Source organism: Pseudoalteromonas phenolica (assembly GCF_005876835.1).
GTDB classification, from domain to species: Bacteria; Pseudomonadota; Gammaproteobacteria; order Enterobacterales; family Alteromonadaceae; genus Pseudoalteromonas; species Pseudoalteromonas phenolica_B.
In genome coordinates, this window is the sequence record NZ_PPSW01000030.1 from 1 (window position 1) to 21279 (window position 21279).

17 protein-coding genes and 1 tRNA gene are annotated in these 21279 nt (G+C 41.0%); 12 read left to right on the forward strand and 6 right to left on the reverse strand.

Annotated features, from left to right (window positions below; translation table 11 throughout):
* The first annotated feature begins 220 nt into the window (after positions 1-220).
* The 3 genes from C1E24_RS17145 to glsB all read left to right on the forward strand — a co-directional run bounded on the left by C1E24_RS17145 (position 221) and on the right by glsB (position 1998).
* Positions 221-296, forward strand: a tRNA-Phe gene (locus C1E24_RS17145).
* Between the two features lie 222 nt (positions 297-518).
* Positions 519-878: a ribosome hibernation-promoting factor, HPF/YfiA family gene (gene hpf, locus C1E24_RS17150; protein WP_138483567.1), complete on the forward strand. Its 360-nt coding sequence runs from the start codon at positions 519-521 to the stop codon at positions 876-878.
* 211 nt (positions 879-1089) lie between these two features.
* Entirely contained in the window at positions 1090-1998 is a 909-nt protein-coding gene (glsB, locus tag C1E24_RS17155; RefSeq protein ID WP_138483569.1) for a glutaminase B, read from the forward strand.
* A 79-nt stretch (positions 1999-2077) separates the two neighbouring features.
* Here glsB and C1E24_RS17160 read toward each other — a convergent pair whose 3' ends face one another.
* Positions 2078-3382: an inosine/guanosine kinase gene (locus tag C1E24_RS17160; RefSeq protein ID WP_138483571.1), complete on the reverse strand. Its 1305-nt coding sequence runs from the start codon at positions 3380-3382 to the stop codon at positions 2078-2080.
* A gap of 315 nt (positions 3383-3697) precedes the next feature.
* On the opposite strand from C1E24_RS17160, the gene tadA reads away from it, so the two are divergent.
* Positions 3698-4207: a tRNA adenosine(34) deaminase TadA gene (tadA, locus tag C1E24_RS17165; RefSeq protein WP_138483573.1), complete on the forward strand. Its 510-nt coding sequence runs from the start codon at positions 3698-3700 to the stop codon at positions 4205-4207.
* Here the strand turns inward: tadA and C1E24_RS17170 are convergent.
* Together C1E24_RS17170 and mltF are read right to left on the reverse strand one after the other, a co-directional pair.
* The gene (locus C1E24_RS17170) at positions 4195-4374 is read right to left on the reverse strand and encodes a hypothetical protein (RefSeq protein ID WP_058029031.1); all 180 of its coding nucleotides are present in this window, start codon (positions 4372-4374) and stop codon (positions 4195-4197) included. The two genes, tadA and C1E24_RS17170, sit on opposite strands and share 13 nt — an antisense overlap.
* A 153-nt stretch (positions 4375-4527) precedes the next feature.
* The gene (gene mltF / locus C1E24_RS17175; protein WP_138483575.1) at positions 4528-5904 is read right to left on the reverse strand and encodes a membrane-bound lytic murein transglycosylase MltF; all 1377 of its coding nucleotides are present in this window, start codon (positions 5902-5904) and stop codon (positions 4528-4530) included.
* A 225-nt stretch (positions 5905-6129) separates the two neighbouring features.
* On the opposite strand from mltF, the gene purL reads away from it, so the two are divergent.
* Entirely contained in the window at positions 6130-10014 is a 3885-nt protein-coding gene (purL, locus tag C1E24_RS17180) for a phosphoribosylformylglycinamidine synthase (RefSeq protein WP_138483576.1), read from the forward strand.
* A gap of 491 nt (positions 10015-10505) precedes the next feature.
* On the opposite strand, the gene C1E24_RS17185 is transcribed toward purL, so the two are convergent.
* Positions 10506-10934 (reverse strand): hypothetical protein, encoded by a 429-nt coding sequence (locus C1E24_RS17185; RefSeq protein ID WP_138483578.1) that lies wholly within the window; start codon positions 10932-10934, stop codon positions 10506-10508.
* Positions 10935-11137: 203 nt separating this feature from the next.
* Here C1E24_RS17185 and C1E24_RS17190 point away from each other — a divergent pair, with 203 nt between their 5' ends.
* The 4 genes from C1E24_RS17190 (at position 11138) to C1E24_RS17205 (ending at position 14926) form a co-directional block, all read left to right on the forward strand.
* Complete coding sequence (locus C1E24_RS17190; protein ID WP_138483580.1) at positions 11138-13699, forward strand: intermembrane phospholipid transport protein YdbH family protein; 2562 nt, start codon at positions 11138-11140, stop codon at positions 13697-13699.
* Positions 13700-13708: 9 nt separating this feature from the next.
* On the forward strand, positions 13709-13888 hold the full coding sequence (locus tag C1E24_RS17195) for a YnbE family lipoprotein (protein WP_058029035.1): 180 nt from the start codon (positions 13709-13711) through the stop codon (positions 13886-13888).
* A gap of 10 nt (positions 13889-13898) precedes the next feature.
* Positions 13899-14219 (forward strand): YdbL family protein, encoded by a 321-nt coding sequence (locus C1E24_RS17200; RefSeq protein WP_058029036.1) that lies wholly within the window; start codon positions 13899-13901, stop codon positions 14217-14219.
* A gap of 161 nt (positions 14220-14380) precedes the next feature.
* Entirely contained in the window at positions 14381-14926 is a 546-nt protein-coding gene (locus tag C1E24_RS17205) for a hypothetical protein (protein ID WP_138483582.1), read from the forward strand.
* Between the two features lie 119 nt (positions 14927-15045).
* On the opposite strand, the gene C1E24_RS17210 is transcribed toward C1E24_RS17205, so the two are convergent.
* The gene (locus tag C1E24_RS17210) at positions 15046-16221 is read right to left on the reverse strand and encodes a DUF3103 family protein (protein ID WP_138483584.1); all 1176 of its coding nucleotides are present in this window, start codon (positions 16219-16221) and stop codon (positions 15046-15048) included.
* 255 nt (positions 16222-16476) lie between these two features.
* Here C1E24_RS17210 and C1E24_RS17215 point away from each other — a divergent pair, with 255 nt between their 5' ends.
* From C1E24_RS17215 to C1E24_RS17225, 3 genes are all read left to right on the forward strand, one after another.
* Positions 16477-17283: an NPP1 family protein gene (locus tag C1E24_RS17215; RefSeq protein WP_138483586.1), complete on the forward strand. Its 807-nt coding sequence runs from the start codon at positions 16477-16479 to the stop codon at positions 17281-17283.
* Positions 17284-17475: 192 nt separating this feature from the next.
* Positions 17476-18360 carry an ABC transporter substrate-binding protein gene (locus C1E24_RS17220; protein WP_171040921.1) on the forward strand — a complete coding sequence of 295 codons (885 nt, stop codon included), beginning with the start codon at positions 17476-17478 and terminating at the stop codon, positions 18358-18360.
* Positions 18350-20713, forward strand: coding sequence for a GGDEF domain-containing phosphodiesterase (locus tag C1E24_RS17225; RefSeq protein WP_138483590.1), 2364 nt, complete (start codon positions 18350-18352; stop codon positions 20711-20713). Before C1E24_RS17220 ends, C1E24_RS17225 begins: the two co-directional genes overlap by 11 nt.
* A gap of 23 nt (positions 20714-20736) precedes the next feature.
* Here C1E24_RS17225 and C1E24_RS17230 read toward each other — a convergent pair whose 3' ends face one another.
* Complete coding sequence (locus tag C1E24_RS17230; protein ID WP_138483592.1) at positions 20737-21267, reverse strand: hypothetical protein; 531 nt, start codon at positions 21265-21267, stop codon at positions 20737-20739.
* Between the last annotated feature and the right edge of the window lie 12 nt (positions 21268-21279).

Below are 21279 nucleotides of genomic sequence, written 5' to 3' on the forward strand. Positions count from 1 at the left end.
GACTCGGATAGTCGGCACCATTTTCTCGCTAAGAAGTTAAACTAAGCCTAAATTCATGAAGAATTTGCCCAGATAGCTCAGTCGGTAGAGCTTTCGGGAATAGTATTGAAAATCCATTAAGGTTTTAATACAAGACAAAATTTGCCCAGATAGCTCAGTCGATAGAGCTTTCGGGAATAGTATTGAAAATCCATTAAGGTTTTAATACAAGACAAAATTTGCCCAGATAGCTCAGTCGGTAGAGCAGAGGATTGAAAATCCTCGTGTCGGTGGTTCGATTCCGCCTCTGGGCACCATCATTGAAAAGCCTCGCAATAGCGAGGCTTTTTCATTTCTAGCAAGATAAACCTCAGTCAACTCAAAACCATAGAAAGGTGTTTTCTTTTTAGGCACTTGCAATGTGGCGCTGATCTGAATCAAATGGCATTCTTATTAAAATAAAATTTCTATTTTTTTGCTTGTGAAATCCAATTTTGCCCTCAATACTGTAGTTGAGGTAAACAAAAAAAGGATACCCTATGAAAATAAATCTTTCTGGTCATCACGTAGATGTAACCGACGCCGTAAAACAGCATGTCCAAGAAAAGTTTGCCAAAGTTGCAACCCACTTTCCTTCATTGATCGCCTTAGATATTATTATTAGTAAAGAGCACAACCAGTTTTACACTGAGATTAGCACCAACTATGAAGGCGCACGCGTAGCAGTAAAAGGAGATGGTGATGTTATGTACAAAGCTATATCAGCAGCAGCTAAAAAATTAGATGCCGCCCTAAAGCATAGAAAGGGTCAGTTAAAAGCAGATAGGCATGAAAAACCAGTGAGCACCACACCACCTATCGCCCACGAAATTATTCAAGAGATGAACTTAAGTCAATAAGTTTATTGCAAATACAACGAAACAAGCCCGATTTATCGGGCTTGTTTCGTTTATACCTAATGCCTTTTCTCAAAATAGATTATTTATTTAAGAGAGTTGCTTGAGAGTTTAGATTTTTGTATTGAATTAATATTGTTAGTTACGAATATCGACTGGTGTTTTGGTGGTTTAACATCGGCTATATTGTGAAAAAAATTATGGTCTTTATTTAGTGCTTGATTATCAAACTTTATTAGAAAAAACATGCCAGCATGTTGAGCCTTTTTCTTACCAGGGAGAAGTTGCGACCTATATTCCTGCGCTTGCCGAGCAAAAGAAAGGTCAGTTTGCTATTGCGCTGCAAACCTCTGATGGCAAAGTATACTCGGCTGGAGATGTCAGTAATAAATTTACAGTGCAATCAGTGTCAAAGGCACTCACCTTAACCATGGCATTACAGCGTTATGGGGATGTGTTGTGGCAGCGTGTTGGCAAAGAACCATCAGGAACAGCTTTTAACTCATTGACTCAGCTTGAGTTCGAGCAAGGTAAACCAAGAAACCCTTTTATTAATGCCGGTGCTATCGTTACAGCAGACGCACTTTATTCTCGTTTGAGTGCACCAATTCATGCTGTACTAGAGAAGTTTAGAGCTCAGTCGGGTAACAGTAATGTTGTGATAAATCGTACTGTGGCTAACTCTGAATATCAGCATAGGTATCGCAATGCGGCTATGGCTTATTTAATGAAGTCCTTTGGTAACTTTGATAATGACGTCGAAAAAGTGCTTTGGAGTTACTTTAATTACTGCGCCATAGAGGTGAACGTGGTTGAACTTGCTAAGACGTTTTCTTATTTGAGTAATAAAGGTGTTTGTTTGCAAAGTGGTGAGCAAGTGTTATCGGCAAAGCAAACGAAACAACTCAATTCGTTATTATTTACCAGTGGTCTTTATGACGCAGCCGGCGACTTTGCTTATCGTGTTGGTATGCCGGGGAAGTCAGGCGTGTCAGGTACTATTATCGCAGTGTTGCCGGGGCAGTTTACAGCTGCTGTGTGGTCTCCAGGTTTAGACAGTTATGGCAATTCGGTCGCGGGAATAGCCGCATTAGAATATCTTGCTGAACATATAAACCATTAAAACTTACTTAATCATAAATACAATAAAGCCGACTGATTAGTCGGCTTTATAAGTTTAATTTGTTTTAGTACAAATCTGCTTATTGTTCCCAATACGCTTGTTCTAATGAATCTTCACGTTCTGGTAAACCTCTCGATAAACGAGGAGAGTGCTGTACTAAAACTTCATAGCTTGCACGATTTGCATACTTACTGATCTGAGCTAATGATGAGTAAGTAATAGCAGTGTGCTCGTGCTTTGCTGAATTTGGCACATTCATTTTATGGTATTCGTTGGCTGATAAGTCATGCAATACCGCAGCTAACGCACAATCGCCCGCGCCATTGGTATTTTTAATTGAATCAGGACCACCCATATAAGGCGCTGTATGTGCGTAAACTTTAATCGGGTTAACACATGCATCTTTGCGCATAGATCGCGAAAATTCATATTGATTGAATTCAGCGATTGCACCAGGTAATAGCGGGTATTCTGTTTCACGTTTGAATTCATCATCAACGTAACCCGCCATGACGAGACCTTTCGGACCAGCAGTACAAATAACAAGGTCAACCCAATCAAGCGCTTTGTCAGCAGCCAATAGCGGATCGCTGAAGCCCGTGATTGCTTCACCTTCTTCTTCGTTCATCGCTAAGATGTCGACATGTTTTTCAACAAACTCAGCCCACCATTTAGGATCTTGTTCGATTAAAAACTTGGTGCCGAGTGATAAAACAACCGGAACGTTGGCTTCATTCGCGTATTTAACTGCTTGAAGTGTTGCCTCTGTCATCGTCTCATCACCAGATGTGCGCATTAGGTAGGCGCTAATCACCAGTGCTGAAGCATTTGCAATAAGTTGCTCTGGAATTGATTCAGGCTTTAAGTGATTCATTAAGCCAGGGCTGATCGCGAAAGTGCGCTCCCCCGTATCGTCAATTAATGTGAAGCAGCGACCAATAGGGCCGTCAACTGGTTGCAAATAATCCAGATCGACTCGGCTAGAGGTATTACATAAAAACTTGTATGCATAGCTACCAATCTTTATGTTTTCACTCATTACACCAAGCAGTACTGAGCGATCGTCGGCTAACACCGAGTAATTGTGCATGGTATTACCTATGGTGCCACCTGCAAATTCATAATCGATCATATTTTCGCGTTTAAGACGGTCATATAACGCGTTTGTCACCTCACTTTCGATGACTTGTGACATACCTCGTTGCAGGCCAAATTCATCAAGAAATGCTTGATCAACTTTAGCTTCGATATCGACAACGATTTGGTCTATGCCGCAAATATAACTGCGCTTAAGCCCATCTTCACTACTGATCTGGTCTAGTAGTGGGTCTTTATCTTCCACCGGAAAATAATGTTTATGCCTGCGGCGTCCCGGAAATTTCATGTGTTACCCGTGTGTGTGTATACCCAAACTAACTCAATCTCGCTTACATAGCGCGTTTTCAGTCCCATTTCTTCGTTAAAGAACTTGGAAAGGACCAGTCATTACGCTGCGTCCTTTTCCTTGAACTGAAACAGAACGCCACGCTCTGAGTCATTTATCTTGAGATTGTTCGGGTATAATAGCTCAAGAAATAAAAAAAGCGGCGAATTATAGCCTAAATGCGGGAGCTTGAGCCATGCCAAATCGACAAATATTGCAATTAAATGTGGTATATTTGCGCTTAAACTTCCTAAATAGTAGCAGTAACAGACACTAATGACAGAAATCGAGCAAGATCAATACTGGATGCAAAAGGCGCTAGAATATGCGGATAAAGCTGAGCAACAGAATGAAATTCCTGTTGGGGCCGTGTTAGTGAAAGATGGCGAGCTTGTAGGAGCAGGTTGGAATCAGTCAATTTGTAACCATGATCCATCAGCCCATGCTGAGATGATGGCTGTGCGAGAAGCGGGCAAAAAAATCGAGAATTATCGCCTGATTGATTGCACTTTATATGTCACCCTTGAGCCTTGTCCAATGTGCGCTGGTTTACTTGTTCATAGTCGTATTAAGCGCTTAGTGTATGGTGCAGCTGATGCAAAAACAGGTTCTGCGGGGTCCATTATGAATATCGTCAGAGAGCCTAAGTTAAACCATCAGTTAGAGGTGACTTCGGGTGTGATGGCTGATCAGTGTGCAGAAAAATTATCGGCGTTTTTTCGTCGCCGCAGAAAAGAAATTAAAGAAGCGAAAAGGTTGGCAAAACAAGCAGCTCAAGAAGGCTGAGCTGCTGATTCATTTTTTTCTGCCATTTCATCCATTTGCATGATGGCGAACGCTTTTCTTCGATTAAGCACCTTCTTGTGCGAATTTTTAGTCAAAACACGTCTACGATTTGGTGATGTATGAGAAGTGTTTCGTTTAAATTGGTGAGTACGACGTCTGTTAAGCATCGACACCTCCTAATTGTGAGAGATTAAACCATACCAATATCTTTGGTACATATATCAAACAATATAACTCGTTATTTAAGAAAATTGATTGATACTACGATTGGCAGAATTACAGGGAATGATTGCAAATTTGTGACAACGCGACCGAAAGCGTCACTTTTGTCCGTTTTCTGAATTGAGCGCACCGTTTTCGTCTAACCAAACCAGTGCATCATAATATCGGCGGATGTTATCAACGTATTGAACTGCCACATCCCCACGTGCATATCCATATCGTGTTTTTCGATAGTAGCGCTTTTTAACCAACAGTGGTAGTCGTTTTTTCACATCTGCCCAGCGGCTTGGATCGCCACCTTGTTGCTCTGTAATTTTACGTGCGTCATTCACATGCCCCCAGCCTACATTGTAAGACGCCATCGCAAACCAAATATTGTCAGGGTGTTGTACGGACTTGGGAACACGTTTGATCAGTTTACTTAAGTAAATAGCTCCCCCTCTAATATTTTGCTCGGGTTTAAGACGGTTTTTTACACCGACTTGTTTTGCCGTTGGTTGTGTGAGCATCATGATGCCACGCACCCCTGTGGGTGATTTTGCTCGTGGTTTCCACATGGATTCTTGGTAGCTTAATGCGGCAAGTAATCGCCAGTCTAATTTGTTTTGTTCTGAGTATTTTTCAAACCATGCTTGATACTTGGGGAGTACTTCTTTCGTGGCTTCTACAAAGGCGAGGGTGTTTACATAGTTAAATGTTTCCACATGGCCAAAGTACTTTTCTTCAAGCTCTGCTAATTTTCCGTTTTGATTTACTTTGTCAAAAAAAGGCATCAGTAGTGCGTAGAGCGAATCATCGGGGTCTTTGCGCATTATCCAACTGATCGAATCTTGTTTTGTGACCGAAAAAGCAATACTGACTTCTGGGTGGTAGCGGCGAAAAAGGGCAAGAGAGTGAGAATCAGCAATTGTGTAGCTAATTTCTTCGTCAATGATGTTTTGTAGTAGCTCTTCTTCATCCACATCATCAACAACATCTATTTCTATATTGGGATATGCTTTTTTTGCTTCTTGTAAGCTAATTAAGTGATTTGAGCCTGCTAACACAGTAATAGGGGCATCGACTTGTTCAAAGTTTCTTGGTCGTCTTGGTCCCTGTTTATAAACTAGCTTTTGGCTAATAGCTCGGTAACTTGGGCCAAAGCGATAATGTTCGCCACGTTGTGGGTGGTAACTAAGCCCTGCAGCAATAAAATCTAAATCACCATTGTCCAAACGTTGGAAAAGCTCAGGTAGGCTGTAAAACGGCACGATATTAAGTTTAACGTTAAGAGACTCTGAAAATGCTTGTGTTAACTCATATTCAAAGCCTTGTTCGCCTTGCTGTGCCTGATAAAAATTAGCAGGTCCTGCCAGAGTGCCCACTTTTAATTCGCGCTTTTGTTGCACGCGCTCAAGCTGTGTCATAGGCGGTTTATCACATCCGACTAAAACCCACATAAAAATGATGAGTGTAAGCAATGGTTTTAACTGCATGAAGACAAAGCGAGAAGTTATTAATAAAACTAAACTATCAAAGTTCTGAGTAGATGCAAAATGAGAAATCTAACACCATGAAGTAAAAGTGTTTTTTTACTCGAATAAAGAACCTAATACGATTTTTGGCAGTTTTATAATTTTACAGTTAAAACTAGCCATGAATTCGACTATAATAGCGGCCCTAAATATCGTTCAATCCTTAACCCCCGGATGAAATTACCTATGTTGATTTTACGTGGTGCGCCAGCACTTTCTGATTTCAAAGTACAAAAAATCCTTAAAACTTGCGCTGATGCGAACTTACCAGTAACTGGTATTTACGCTGAGTTTATGCACTTTGCAGATGTCACTGCAGAGCTAAGCGACTCTGAATTAGACAAGCTAAACAAACTGCTTAAGTACGGCCCAACTATTGCCGAACATGAGCCTCAAGGTGCACTTATTCTAGTGACACCGCGTATTGGTACCATTTCTCCGTGGGCATCAAAAGCAACTGATATCGCTAACAACTGTAGCCTAGACAAGGTTCACCGTGTTGAGCGTGGTATTGCTTACTATGTTGAGGGTGAGCTAAGCGCTGAACAACTAAATGACGTTGCTAAGCTAGTACACGACCGTATGACAGAGTCTGTGCACAACAGTCTTGAAGATGCAGGTCAGTTATTCCGCGTTGAAGAGCCGCGTCCAATGTCATCAGTAGACATCCTTGGTGGTGGCCGTGAAGCGCTTGAAACAGCAAACGTAGAGCAAGGTTTTGCATTAGCGGATGATGAAATTGACTACCTAGTGGAAAACTTCCAAAAGCTAGGTCGTAACCCGAACGACATCGAATTATTCATGTTCGCACAGGCGAACTCAGAGCACTGTCGTCATAAAATTTTCAACGCCGATTGGACAATCGACGGTGAAGAGCAGCCTAAGTCGCTGTTCAAAATGATCAAAAATACATTCGAAACGCACCCAGAGAACGTACTATCTGCTTATAAAGATAACGCTGCGGTAATGACAGGTTCTAAAGCAGGTCGTTTCTTCCCGAATAAAGAAGGCGAGTACAGCTACAATCAAGAGAACATTGAAATCTTGATGAAGGTTGAAACGCACAACCACCCAACGGCAATTGCACCATTCTCAGGCGCATCAACTGGCTCTGGTGGTGAAATTCGTGACGAAGGTGCAACAGGTCGTGGTTCTAAGCCAAAAGCAGGTCTAGTTGGTTTTACTGTATCTAACCTTCGTATTCCTGGTTTTGAGCAGCCGTGGGAAACAAATTTTGGCAAGCCAGGTCGTATTGTTAACGCACTAGACATCATGATCGATGGCCCACTAGGTGGCGCGGCGTTCAACAACGAATTTGGTCGTCCTAACCTACTTGGTTACTTCCGTACTTATGAAGAAAAAGTGAACAGCCACAACGGTGAAGAGGTACGTGGTTACCACAAGCCAATTATGCTTGCAGGTGGTCTAGGTAACATCCGTACTGAGCATGTTCAAAAAGGTGAAATTCCAGTTGGCGCTAAGCTAGTAGCCCTTGGTGGCCCTGCGATGAACATTGGTCTTGGTGGTGGTGCTGCATCATCAATGGCATCTGGTCAGTCAAACGAAGACCTAGACTTTGCTTCTGTACAGCGTGAAAATCCAGAAATGGAACGTCGTTGTCAGGAAGTTATCGACAAGTGTTGGCAGTTAGGCGACGAAAACCCAATCGCGTTTATCCACGATGTGGGCGCGGGTGGTCTTTCAAATGCATTCCCTGAGCTTGTAGACGACGGTGGTCGTGGTGGTAAATTCCAACTACGTAATATCCCGAACGATGAGCCGGGCATGGCACCACACGAAATTTGGTGTAATGAATCACAAGAGCGTTACGTACTTGCTGTAGCGGCAGAAGACTTCGCACGATTTGAAGAAATCTGTAAGCGTGAGCGCGCACAGTACGCTGTAATTGGTGAAGCAACAGAAGAGCGTCACCTAACCGTTGCGGATAGCCACTTTGATAACAACCCTGTAGATCTTCCGCTTGAAGTGCTACTTGGTAAAGCACCTAAGATGCACCGTGACGTTGAATCAAAGCAGGTATCTGGTGAAGCACTTAAAACAGATAGCATCGACGTACTCGATGCCGCTAAGCGTTTACTTCGTCTACCGACGATTGCTGAGAAAACATTCCTTATCACCATTGGTGATCGAACGGTAACAGGTCTAGTAGCACGTGACCAAATGGTTGGTCCTTGGCAGGTACCAGTAGCAAACTGCGCTGTAACAGCAGCTGCGTTTGATACTTACCACGGTGAGGCGATGTCAATGGGTGAGCGTACTCCTGCGGCACTTCTAAACTATGGTGCATCAGCACGTTTAGCAGTGGCAGAAGCGTTAACGAACATTGCTGGCGCAAACATTGGTGGCCTTGAGAACATCAAGCTATCTGCAAACTGGATGGCTGCAGCTGGTCACCCAGGTGAAGACGCAGGTCTTTACGAAGCGGTTAAAGCTGTGGGTGAAGAGTTATGTCCAGCACTTGGCCTAACGATCCCAGTTGGTAAAGACTCAATGTCGATGAAGACAACATGGCAAGACGACGGTGAAGACAAAGCGGTTACAGCACCTCTTTCTCTAGTAATCACTGCATTTGGCCGTGTAGAAGACATTCGTAAAACAGTAACACCTCAGCTTCGCACTGATAAAGGTGATTCAAGCCTAATCCTAGTTGATTTAGGTGCTGGTCAAAACCGCATGGGTGCATCAAGCCTTGCACAGGTTTACAAGCAACTTGGTGACAAGACACCTGACGTAGATAGCCCAGAGCTATTAAAAGGTTTCTACAACGCGATGCAAGCACTTGTAGCAGACGAGAAGCTACTTGCTTACCACGACCGTTCAGACGGTGGTTTATTTACAACCGTTGCTGAAATGGCATTCGCAGGTCGTACAGGTGTGACTGTCAACCTTGATAGCCTAACAGGCTCTGACATCGAAGCGCTTTACAACGAAGAGCTAGGTGCGGTAATTCAGGTTCGCAACGACGACCTTGCAGCTGTTGAAGCTGTGTTAGCTGATAACGGTCTTACAGCAATCAGCCACACTATCGGTGCACTAAACACTGAAGACAAAGTAATCTTCAACCGTGGTGGCGAAGCTGTACTTTCAAATACACGTACTGAACTACGTACTATTTGGGCTGAAACAACTTACAAGATGCAAGCACTTCGTGATAACCCAGAGTGTGCTAAGCAAGAATTTGATGCCAAGTTTGACGAAAAAGATCCAGGTCTTAACGTAAAACTAAGCTTCGATTTAAACGAAGATATCGCAGCACCTTACATTGCTACAGGTGCTAAGCCTAAGATGGCAATCCTACGTGAGCAAGGTGTTAACTCACACGTTGAAATGGCTGCGGCATTTAACCGTGCAGGTTTTGCAGCAGTAGACGTTCATATGAGTGACATCCTTGAAGGTCGTCTAACGCTAGAAGAGTTCAAAGGCCTTGTAGCTTGTGGTGGTTTCTCTTACGGTGACGTACTGGGTGCTGGTGAAGGTTGGGCTAAGTCAATCTTATTTAATGACATGGCACGCGACCAGTTCCAAACATTCTTTGAGCGTCAAGACACGTTCAGTTTAGGTGTGTGTAACGGCTGTCAGATGCTATCAACGTTGAAAGAGCTAATCCCAGGCACTGAGCACTGGCCACGTTTTGTAACGAACAAGTCAGAGCGTTTTGAAGCACGTTTCAGCCTTGTTGAAGTGCAAGAAAGCCCGTCAGTATTCTTCCAAGGTATGGCTGGCTCTCGTATGCCTATCGCGGTATCTCACGGTGAAGGTCATGCTGAGTTTGCAAACGACGCAGCAGTGAAAGCAGCACTTGAGTCTGGCACAGTTGCAGTTCAGTACGTTGATAACTTTGGTAAGCCAACAACGCAATACCCGAACAACCCGAATGGTTCACCAGAGGGTATTACAGGTATTACATCAACGGATGGTCGTGCAACAGTAATGATGCCACACCCAGAGCGTGTATTCCGTGCAGTAGCTAACTCTTGGCATCCAGATGAGTGGAAAGAAGATAGCCCATGGATGCGCATGTTCCGCAACGCTAGAAAGAACATCGGCTAATCGTTTAGTTAGATGAAAAAAGGTCACTAAGGTGGCCTTTTTTGTTGCTTGAGAAAGCTAACTCTTGGCAGCGATACCCACGACAAGAGTGGATCGATGATAGCCCATGGATGCGCATGTTCCGCAACGCACGTAAAAACGTTGGGTGAGACTGAACCGAAACGAAGTTTCGCAGTTAGTCGAACGCTTTTCAGGGAAGAAAATTCCTGCGAACGCAACGGGCTGCAGCTTCAGGACGAATTAATCTGCACAGCCTCAACTTTATTTAATTGAAAGGTCACTTCGGTGACCTTTTTTGTTGCTTGAGAAAGCTAACTCTCGGCAGTGTTATCCACGATAAAAATGGAAGGAAGTTAGCTCACAGTTATGTTTTAAGGGGGCTTTGGGAATAGGCTAATCTTATTTTGAATTTGATAAGTTCAACTTTTCATATGGATTATTGAACCTCACAAAAAGCAATCTCGCTCTGCAGCGGGTATTTTGCACCAAGTTTAAAACTGATAACCAATATTTACGCTGACGTTTCCTTTTGTATCGGTTTCTCCGTATGCACCATATGCGCCTCCTTGATCTTCTCGGGTGATACCAATACCACCACCAACACGCCAGCCAGTATTATCGCGACCTTGGAAGTAATGATTGTATTCAAGCATGACAAATCCCTTTTCACTGACTATCATTTCAGAACCAAGTGCAAAGCTTATTGCATTCTTTTCACTGAGTGCATATTCATAACCCACGGCGCCACCAATGAGTCCAATGGCAGCAAATAAACGGCTATTGTCGCCCGTATTCACTGCATATTTAACGCCGAGTGCTCCGCCATATTGAAAGCCAACCCCAGCCGATACTTTATTTTCATCAGCATTTGCAAAGCTAGGCAACAATAACGTCGTAACTAGAAGGGCTTTTTTTAACATGTTAGGTAATCCTTTTTATTATTCAATTAAGAAAATCGTAAATGAGTTTAACTATTATGTATATAACTTAGGCACATCAATTTAGTGAAATAATGTAAATTGAGTATTTTTTATATCACCTACATCTCATTACATTTTTGCTGATACAAACATCACAAAAGTAGGTAAAATAGCGGCGTATAATTATTATTAGTCAGGGTGCTATGTTTAAAAAAGGATTGCTTTGGGTAAGTGTATTTTTATTCACAGCCCTAATTTGTCTTTATGGATATAGAAATACATTGGTTGCCAAAGTAGCTTCGCCCTATTTGGTTGATGCCAATGTAGAGCTCAGTTGTATAGATTGGTCGCTCACCGGATTGCGCTCTATCAGGGTTGAAAGGGTATGCATTGAACATTCTGCAGCGTCTATTGAATTAATAAAAGCAGACATTAACCCGTCAAATATTGTTTTAGCAGAGTTGAATATAGCGCTAAAGCCAGCAAAAGAGACAAGCGCTGAAACACCTCAATTTAAACCTCTTAATCTTGTATTACCTGACGAGCGTCCACTGCTAAATGTCAAAAAAATTAGTCTGTCAGGCACTCCATTAATAGAGCCTGTATCAATGAGCCTTAATGAACCAAGCCTCAATCGCTTTAAAATTAATGGTGATCTCATTGGCCAAGTTAACATATCTAAAAATAAGCTAACGCTAAACCAAGTTTCATTAGCAAGTAACGCAATACAAGCCTTTAAGCCTGAGCAAGTCAAGCTGTTAGAAGGTTCGATGAATGCAGCATTTGACGGCCAACAGTTGCAATTTGATGGTGATATTGAAGTGCTGGCTGAGCACCATTTACCTGAGTGTGCAGTGTCAGCAAATTCATTCGGTAATATTAGCGGTGAAGTCGATTTGTTAAATCGAGCGGCAGTTGCTGATTTGAGCCAGCTTACCAACACGGTAAAGGCCTTAGCATGCATTGAGGTATTGCAAACACACTTGTCACAGGGTGTTCAAGCTGCTGACTTAATGGCCGAGCAGGTTACTTTGAAATTACCTAGCGTGTTGTCTATACGTAATAATGTCTTGTCGACAGATCAAGTCATACTTTCAAATGGTGCGCTAACCCAGATTCAATTAGATAATGTAGAGGCTGAATTGCTTACCCAGGATTTTAAGTCTCAGTTTAGTTTAAAGCATCAAACAGCATTAATTGGCACATTACAGCTAGATGGGCCTATTGGTATCAGTGGTGAAGCGTTTCAAAGCCAAATATCTGTTAGTTTAATTCAACCTAATATGCCTGCATTTTTTATCGATAACTCACCTATAGAACAAGCGGATATCAAGTTTGATTCAAAGCTTGATGTGAAAGGTAGGCTTGGCGGCGACATATCATTTAAAACAAGTAACCAGCTTGAGCTTCTAAAAGTAGAATTTATCGACGGGCAAGGGCAAGCACTTAAACTGCCCAAGTTAACACTTAATCTTGATGTAGAGGGTGACCTTTCAGAGCATATAAATGCGATAGCGGATGGGGAGCTGTCACTTTTATCGTTCAGTCATCCTTTGGCTCAGGGGCGAGATCTTAAAGCAAAGTGGCAGTCAAAGCTCATCGATGACGCGATTCAATTTGACGCTGACTGGCAGTTAAAAGGCATTAAGCAAGCAGATAACCAAGTTCAAGGCATACAACAAAGTTTGAACTTAAAAGGCAGTATACAAGATTTTATGAATACCAGTATGCTTGCGGTGACAACACACCTTGATGCGATTGTAACTCCTGAACTGCTCGTAGAAGATATGAATATCACTTCTCAAGCTAATTTTAGTGAAGGTATACGCTTTGAGCATGATATTGATGTGTTCGACATGAACCTATCGTTACGCCATGAATTAGTAAATAAAGCGCAGCCTTTTCAGCTTGTCATGATTGAGCAAGACCTTATCGGTTTACAGCCAGTTTTGGAGCAAATAGCGCCTAAATTAAAAATAGAAAAAGGTAGCACTAGTGTTGTGGCAAGTGGGGATTTGGTGTCACAGAATGTTGAGTTTGATGTGCAATTTGGCGCGTCAGCCTTGTTTGATACGCATTATATAAGTAATGCATCAGGCAAAATAACCGGGCAGGTCAATTCAGGTGTGATTAATATTCCAAAAACTACAGTGACAATTGACGAGTTTCGTTCAGGTGCTGTGCTAACAAACATTACCGCAGATCTTCAGGCTCAAGATAATCAGGCGTGGTTGAGTGCTATTACGGCAGAGGCGTTTGATGGCTTACTTACAGCGAATAAGGTTCGACTCACACAAGCGCCACAACGCATTGAAGCAAAAGCTGAAAACTTAGATTTGGCAATTTTAGCTAAAGCGGGTCGTGAAGCCGGCGTAACGCTTACTGGGCGAGTGTCGGGTGAGTTGCCTATTGAAGTGCGCGATGGCAAAGTGAGTATCACTGAAGGTAAGCTCTACAATTTAGGAGCGGGTTTGTTGAGTGTGTCAGAAAATGCATCAGTAAATGCACTCAAAGCTCAACAGCCGCAATTGAAGACGGTGATTGGTTTACTGGATAATTTAGATATAGATACGCTGCACAGTGATGTGGCATTAACAGAAGACGGTTGGTTAACATTGGGTGTGAATATTAAGGGTGAAAATAAAAGCCAAGCACAGCCAGTGAACTTTAATTACACGCATCATGAAAACATTTACACCTTATTTAAGGCGTTACGATTGAATGATGAAATTAGTCAACAAGTAGAGAAAGCTTTAACTCAATAGGGGAACACCATGAAGTGGATAGCGGCTTTATTCAGTGCCTTAGTGCTTATGGGATGTACGCATAAGGTGCAAGTAGAAACCAAAGAACCAATCACCATTAATTTGAATGTAAAAGTGGATCATGAGATCCGAGTAAAAGTAGATAAAGAGCTAGATGACCTATTTAGCGATGACAGTGAGTTATTCTAAGGAGAACGTTATGAAAAAGAGTGTATTTTTATTGCCAATTTTAGCTTTGAGCTTTGCCTTTTCAGCTTTCGCATTAGATTTAACAGCGGCTAAATCTCAAGGGTTAGTAGGTGAAACTGCATCAGGTTATTTAGCTACAGTAAAAAACAGTGCTGATGCAAAAAGCCTAGTTGATTCAATCAATGCCAAGCGTAAAGCAAAGTATGAGCAGTTAGCTAAAAAACATGGCATTACCTTAGCGCAGGTCGAACAACAAGCTGGCAAAAAAGCATTGCAAAAAACAGCCAAAGGCCACTTTGTAAAAGTAAATGGCAAATGGGTTAAGAAGTAATAGTCTGAAAGCTAAAAGCTAAAAGCACAGTGAGCAAATAAAATACTCGCCCTGTGCTTTTTTATTGCTTAAAGTTTATTTATTCAAACTTTTTTCAAAACCGCTGCGACTAACCTTTCAAACACTGATTAACAATGACATCAACAGGAAAGGTGACTGCCATGAAAATTCAAGCCCTCATATCCGTATTAAGCAGTGCAGTTTTAACAGCATGTGTTGCTGCCAATGCTGCACCTGAGAAACAAGCAGACTCAGATTACCGCATCCAAGTATTTAAAGACTGTGAAAAAGTAAAAGATATGCCTATGTCTGAATCACAGATTTCTGCCTATCAGGCATTGCAAAATATCGAAGATACAATGACACGGCTTGAAAAGCCTGTACGCGATATGGACGAAGAGCTAGAAGTGTATCAAGATCAGTTAGAAGAGCTGGCTGATGCGGTGACCTATGAAGATGACAATGTGCTAAAAATAGATAAGCAGAAGTTACGAGAGCAAAAGCAGCTAGCACGCAAAATAGAGCAAATAGTGAGACATCACGAAGCCGATATTCGTGCAATTGAAAAAGAAGCGAGAAGAATTGAAGCGGCGTCAATGCGTTTTGAACGCGCCATTAAACCCAGTCTCGAAGGCTTAGAACATGATCAAGTACAAATTATTAATCGTAAGACAGCAAAACCATATAGATGCTACCAACATAGCTAAATAGCAAGGTATTTGCACAATAAGAAAAGGCCTTAAATATTCATTTAAGGCCTTTTACAGTTAGAGCAGGGAGTCTAGCTGCTAGTTTTAAAACTTATGTTTTCAAACCATTGTTTTTTTTAATTTCTCGGGTTGATTGTCAGCGGTGTTAAGGTGATTCTTGCGTTATTGCTGGCGCCCATATGATTGCTGTAGGTTTGACCCTCAAATAGCGTGTAAAACACATCTAGGTAATCATCATCATTACTAAACCAGTGACTTGGCATGGCTTTAATTAACTGGTTAGTTAATTGCGGAATAATCGCATAGCCTTGTACATTCGGGTCTGGTATTGCGCGCATCACCTGAGTAACAATATCTAAAAACGTCGTCGCCAAGTCTTGATAGTTAGTATTGTCATCTTGCTCCATCAACAAGACATCGGCAGCCTGCCAGCGGTAGCGCTCCCAATGGATCAGAATTTGGTTTGGCGTATAGTCAGTGCCATCATGATCTAGGTATGGCATATCGACGATGTCTAAGATTGGCTCATCACGAGATGGACTCACGCCAGTCACCACCGCATAGACTTCTGCTTTACCAGAGATCCAAGGCTCTTCATCATCATTCAAGCGAATTCTATCGAGCTTTGATGTAGAGATAGATGACGCTTGCATTGTTTGCTGTGCCATAAATTCCGATGCAGGCTGATTGCGTGCTTGCTCAAAAATAGACTGCATAACAGCAAGGCCTTCTTTTTTAACTTGCTGACCGTCTAATTCTAAAATCAGAACAGGTTGAGAGGGCATAGTATGCGCATCTAGCAGATGTACATTGCCTTGAGCGTCAAATGCTTCAATGTATATCCAATCTTTGTCATCGCCTTTTGGTGCAAATGCAATAAGGGGTTGTTGACCGTCTTGCCATTGTTCAAGCATCTTTTCAGAGGCAAGTCTAAGCTGGTACAAGTTAGAGTTTTCTTGCTCCAAGCCTTTTAGAGAGCGCGTACGAGCGTTGGCACTTTGCATCAACTGCTGATTATTTTGGGTTAAATGTAGTTTGCTTAACTTTGCAGTGTGGTTTTTATTAAGCATGTTTAACCAATGCTTATTTTGTGAGATTAAGTCTTTGGCGACATTGCTTGCCAATACGCGTATTATGTCAGTGACCTGCATTGCGCTGTGGTTGAACTGGTCAATTATGTCGAGCTCAGGATGCTGAGAGAGCGTATTTGTGGTTTTAACTAGGTCTGCTGAAAAGCTGGAGAAGCTTGCCAATAATGAGCCCATTAAGGCTGTTTTAATTAAGTGATTCATAAGATTTCCTTGAAATAATCCGTGTCTATGTTATTCACAACACCCATCGAGGTGTAACGATAAAATAGAGTAACAACTTTATATCGTCAATTTATTTATAACATTTATTTTACATTATGCTGTTTTAGGAATAAGGGGTTAGATGGAGTTCTTAATAAAAGTAGGCTTTTATGTCGATTTCTGAGTTAGGAAGATAAATTTAAAATGTAACAAAAATGTTGTATTTTTATTTTGGTTTTTTTAAGGATAATCAATATGACAACACCAAAGACACTTCTGTTACACAGTGTAAGCCTCATTGTGACTTATGCGTTAAGTTCGACCAACCTTATGGCGAATGACTTTGCCGCTTTAGATGAAGCATTACCCGCTTCGTACGTTATCAATGGTACAGAACCTATCTTCGATTTTGATGGTGATGGTTGCTTGCCGAGCGCAGGTATAAGCCGTACCGGGCAGCAAAATGCCGGATTGAAAACATCAGGCAGTTTAGGCGGAAACTGCCGAGATACTTGGTTTCTTAATACCTCTAATACCGTACACCGTTATGCGTGCAAAGATACCCCAAGTGGGCAGTATTGCGCGCATTTCTATGCACTTTATTTTAAAAAAGATCAGGTGTTTTCATATTTTAGAGGAGGGCATCGTCATGATTGGGAGTACGCAGCTGTATGGACCAAAAATGGATTAGTGACGCACGGAAGTTACAGTGCGCATGGAGATTTATTTACTAAGCCTGCATCTGAGCTGCCTATGGAAAATGGCCATTTAAAAATTGTTTATCACAAAGATGGCATTTTGACTCATGCGCTTCGCTTTGCCAAAAGCAATGAAATTGCAGAAACGGCATACAATCGCTTTGTAACGCCACCAATTATCAGTTGGTACGAAATGCAGGGTGATGGCATCGATAACCATGGCTTACGTGAAAAGCTTAACCAGTATGATTATGGCTCTGCCACTCTGCCAGTCAAAGATAGCCGGTTTGTTTATAATATTAATCGCTTTAAACCAGCGGGTTACCCAGAGTTTACTGAACAGGATGCTTTAAACGCTCAGTAACTTATGTATGGCGAGAAGCTTGTGCTTCTCATGAAAATCTACCTCTAATAATAAGATTCATATCACTTTTAGAAATACCATCTACACTTAAATACATCAGTTTTGTTTGTGTATGAACCTATGTATTTCAGAGTCTTACTTATACTTTTTTGCATATTTCTATTGGGCTGTACTGAGCAAGCCCAAACACCATTGAGGATAGGAACCAATACTTGGCCTGGCTATGAGCCTTTATATGTTACTCAAAAGAAATATCCAGAATTTCAAACACAGATAAAGTTTGTAGAGTACAGGAACGCTTCTCAGGTACTTAACGGGATAATAAATAACTCGATTGATGTCGCTGCCGTGACACTTGATGAAGCGGTAAAAATTAAAACCTTAGGTTACGATATCCAAGTAGTTTGGGTTATTGATGAGTCATTTGGTGCTGATGCGTTAATGTCACTGCACTATGATTCTATTTTAGAGCTTAAAGGAAAGAAAATCGGTGTAGAAACCTCAGCACTGGGGGCCTACTTTTTAAAACGATTTTTAGAAATAAACCAATTAAAAAAATCAGACTTTGAAATTGTTAATTTAGAAGTAAACCGCCATTATTCTGCTGTGATTGAAGAGCAAGTTGATGCTGTTCTCACCTTTGATCCCGTAAAAAGTAAACTACTTGCAGCAGGGGCTGCAAACCTATTTGATAGCACCCAGATCCCAGGTGAAATTGTAGATGTTTTAATTGTTAATCGATATGACTTCAATGCTAATCAGCAAGCTGTATTAAGCGCTTTTTTAGCTGCTAATTCAAAAACAGTGGCCGCAATAAATCACAATATTACGCCTTACTTTCATTCTTTAAATAATAGACTTAACTTACCAGAAGCACAGTTTTATGCGTCTTACCAACAATTGCATTTATTTGAACTAGATAAAGTAACAGACTGGTATGCCCAAGTTGATACTCAAAAGCAGCTCGTTAAACGATTTTCTTCGGTATTGAAAGAAGAGCAGATAACCTCACAAGATTGCGACTGTGATGATTTAATCAGTTCGGTAATTTTAGACATGGTACGAAATGAAAAGTAAGCTTCTCATATATGTTGTATTGATTATTACAGCAGTATTAATCTGTATATTTCTGGCCTATCAATTGATTATTAAACAGAGTTTAGTTGACAGCATTGCTGAAGATAATTTGGCTCGTTTAAGTTTTAGTGCAGAGATACTTGCTTACAATTTTAGTCATAATGACATTGAGCAAAGCAAGAACTGGCTCACATTAAAAAGTGAACTAAGAGATGTAGAAAGAGTCATTCTAGTCAACGCGAATAAAGTTGTGGTGGCATCTAATCAAATTGCTGATGAGGGCAAGCCATTACTGGAAATAGATGCAAATATCTTTAATTTTGTCTCCTCAGATTCGCGATTAGATATGGATGAAAATTTGTTGCAGCTAGTTCAGCCTATTTATGAATTGGGTTCCAATAAAGCGAGTCATTATCTTTATCTTAAACGTGACATCAGCAACAAGCTTGAGCAGTTGCAACGACAAGTATTCTACTTGTCAGTGATGTTAATCAGTCTATTTTTATTTTTCTTTTTTCTATATTTAAAAGTTAAAAGGCAAGAGCTCAAAAGGACCATCTTTGAGATCCAAGGAGTCATTACGCAATTTAATGATGGGGCGCATAGCGCTAGGGTTACCGAAAATAAGCAAAGTGACTTTTTCCCACTGCAATGTACTTTAAATGACTCTTTTGCATTAAATGAATACTTGCAAAGCTACTTAAATGCGCAGGCACAATTCTCCGAATTGGTGAATGGTTTGGTAACTGATGCCATTGTAGAAACAGATGCGCAAGGCATGATCACCCATGTTAATAAAACCGCAGTTACCATGTTTGGTTATAGTCATGAGACTGAACTATTGGGTAGTAATGTCATTGTATTAATACCGACACAATATCAGCGCAAACACAGCCAAAGCATGATGAATCACTCTGGTAAGAAGCACATGGAGCAAGTGCTCAACACGATCCGAAATGTGGCAGCGGTTAAAAAAAATGGCGAAGCTTTCCCTGTAGAAATTGTTATTTCACAATATAAAGTCAATGAACAGCAGCGATATATTGCCTTTGTCAGAGACTTTAGTGATGTTGCAAAATATGAGCAATCTATAAAAAAACTCGCGTATTTTGATTCATTAACTGAGCTCCAGAATTTAAATGGCGTTATTCATCAATTAAAAGCGATCAAATTACCTATGCAACTATCAGTGATTGAGCTTGAAGGGCTGCAAGATTTAAATGACGTTTATGGCCCAAAAGTCGGCGACCAATATATTTGTGCTTTTGCCAACGCGCTAACAGAGCTTCCTCTACAGGGCATAATAGCTGCTCGAGTGCGCTCTAGCCGGTTTATCGTGCTTCATCAAAGCTCACTTAAAGAAGAGAGTAAGCAGTTTCATAAGCTAAACAAAAAAGAAGTCGAATTAGATGACTTTTATGTGAAGCTAAAATTTGTTCGTTGTACTGCCAAGCTTTTAAGTAGTGAAAGTCTCAGTGATTTACTGGGTCAATGTGATTTGGCTTTACGGGATCTAGGTAATAGAAGTTATGGCTCTGTTGTTAAGATTGATGTGGACTTTTTGGAAGAGTTGAAATATCAGGCTTGGCTCAAGCAAGCGCTTGAAAAAGCGATAGAAGAACAAGACCTATACTTTGATTACCAGCCAAAGTTCGATACAAAAACGTTAAAACCTTGTGCCGCTGAGGCACTTATAAGATGGCAATGTGAAGGTGAGGTGATTTCTCCTGGGGTGTTTATCACCTTGGCAGAGAAAAAAGGCATGATGCCTCAGTTAGACAGGTATGTGATCAGAACTGTATGTAAGCAGATCCGTCAATGGCTTGATATGGGGTTAGAAGTCTTGCCAATCTCAATCAATCTATCGGCAAGGCATTTGTTTGAGCAAGAAACTATCGCTGTTATTTTTGAGCACGTTGGGGAGTTTGATATTCCACCACATATGCTTGAAGTAGAAGTCACCGAGTATGGTTTGATAAAAGATTATAAAAAAACAGCCATTAATATGATGCGTTTAGAGAAAGCAGGTATTTCAGTGGCCATTGATGACTATGGTACTGGGCATGCAAATTTAGAAACCGTGTTATCACTGCCCATTAAGCACTTAAAAATAGATCAAAGTTTTATTCGTTTAGGTATGAAGTCAGTAAAAGGGCAGGCAATTCTAGAAAATATTATCTCGTTAGCTAAGTCGTTAAAAGTGGTTACCACCGCTGAAGGTGTTGAAACACAAGAGCAGCTAGACTACCTGAAAAATGCGAAATGTGACGCAATTCAAGGCTATTTGTTATCAAAACCTATGAAGTTAAAAGATTTTGAATCCTTGATGAAGGAGTCAAATAAAGCAGTGTAAAGAAACTATCGTTTCCTTACACTTCAATGAAATAATCGTTGGCTGATTTGTTGTTCATTTAGTTTAAATATATGCTTCAGATTACTACTCTTATTTGATGCTGTGACTATTAATTCTTTGCTTTTTTCGGTATCGCCAAATAAAGATGCATTCAACGTTGTGTTATTTGATAATGGTGATAAGAACTTACCAATCACCACTATCTGTTCTACGGTGTTTTGTTCCTTTGTATGGCTTTTCTGCGGCGCTAACAATGCGCCACTCAAATACGTTTTTTTAGTTTCTTCTGTTAAATAAATCGATTTGGTGATAAGTGAAATGATCTCTTGTTGTCGCCTTTTTATTTCATTGATAGTTAATTGCTTATCTTTATTTTCGTCAAATTCTAAGAATGCGGAAGCAGGCAAAGAAAGCACTAAATAGCCCCCTGTATTATCAAAATTAAGCGTGCCTTTATGCGGTGCCATTAAATGTGCATGACTAGTCGTACTGAAAATAAGGCTTAAAAGCCAAGTAAAAAAGACCGTGGTGCTTAAATGATTTATTCTATTCATAGCTTGCTCTCC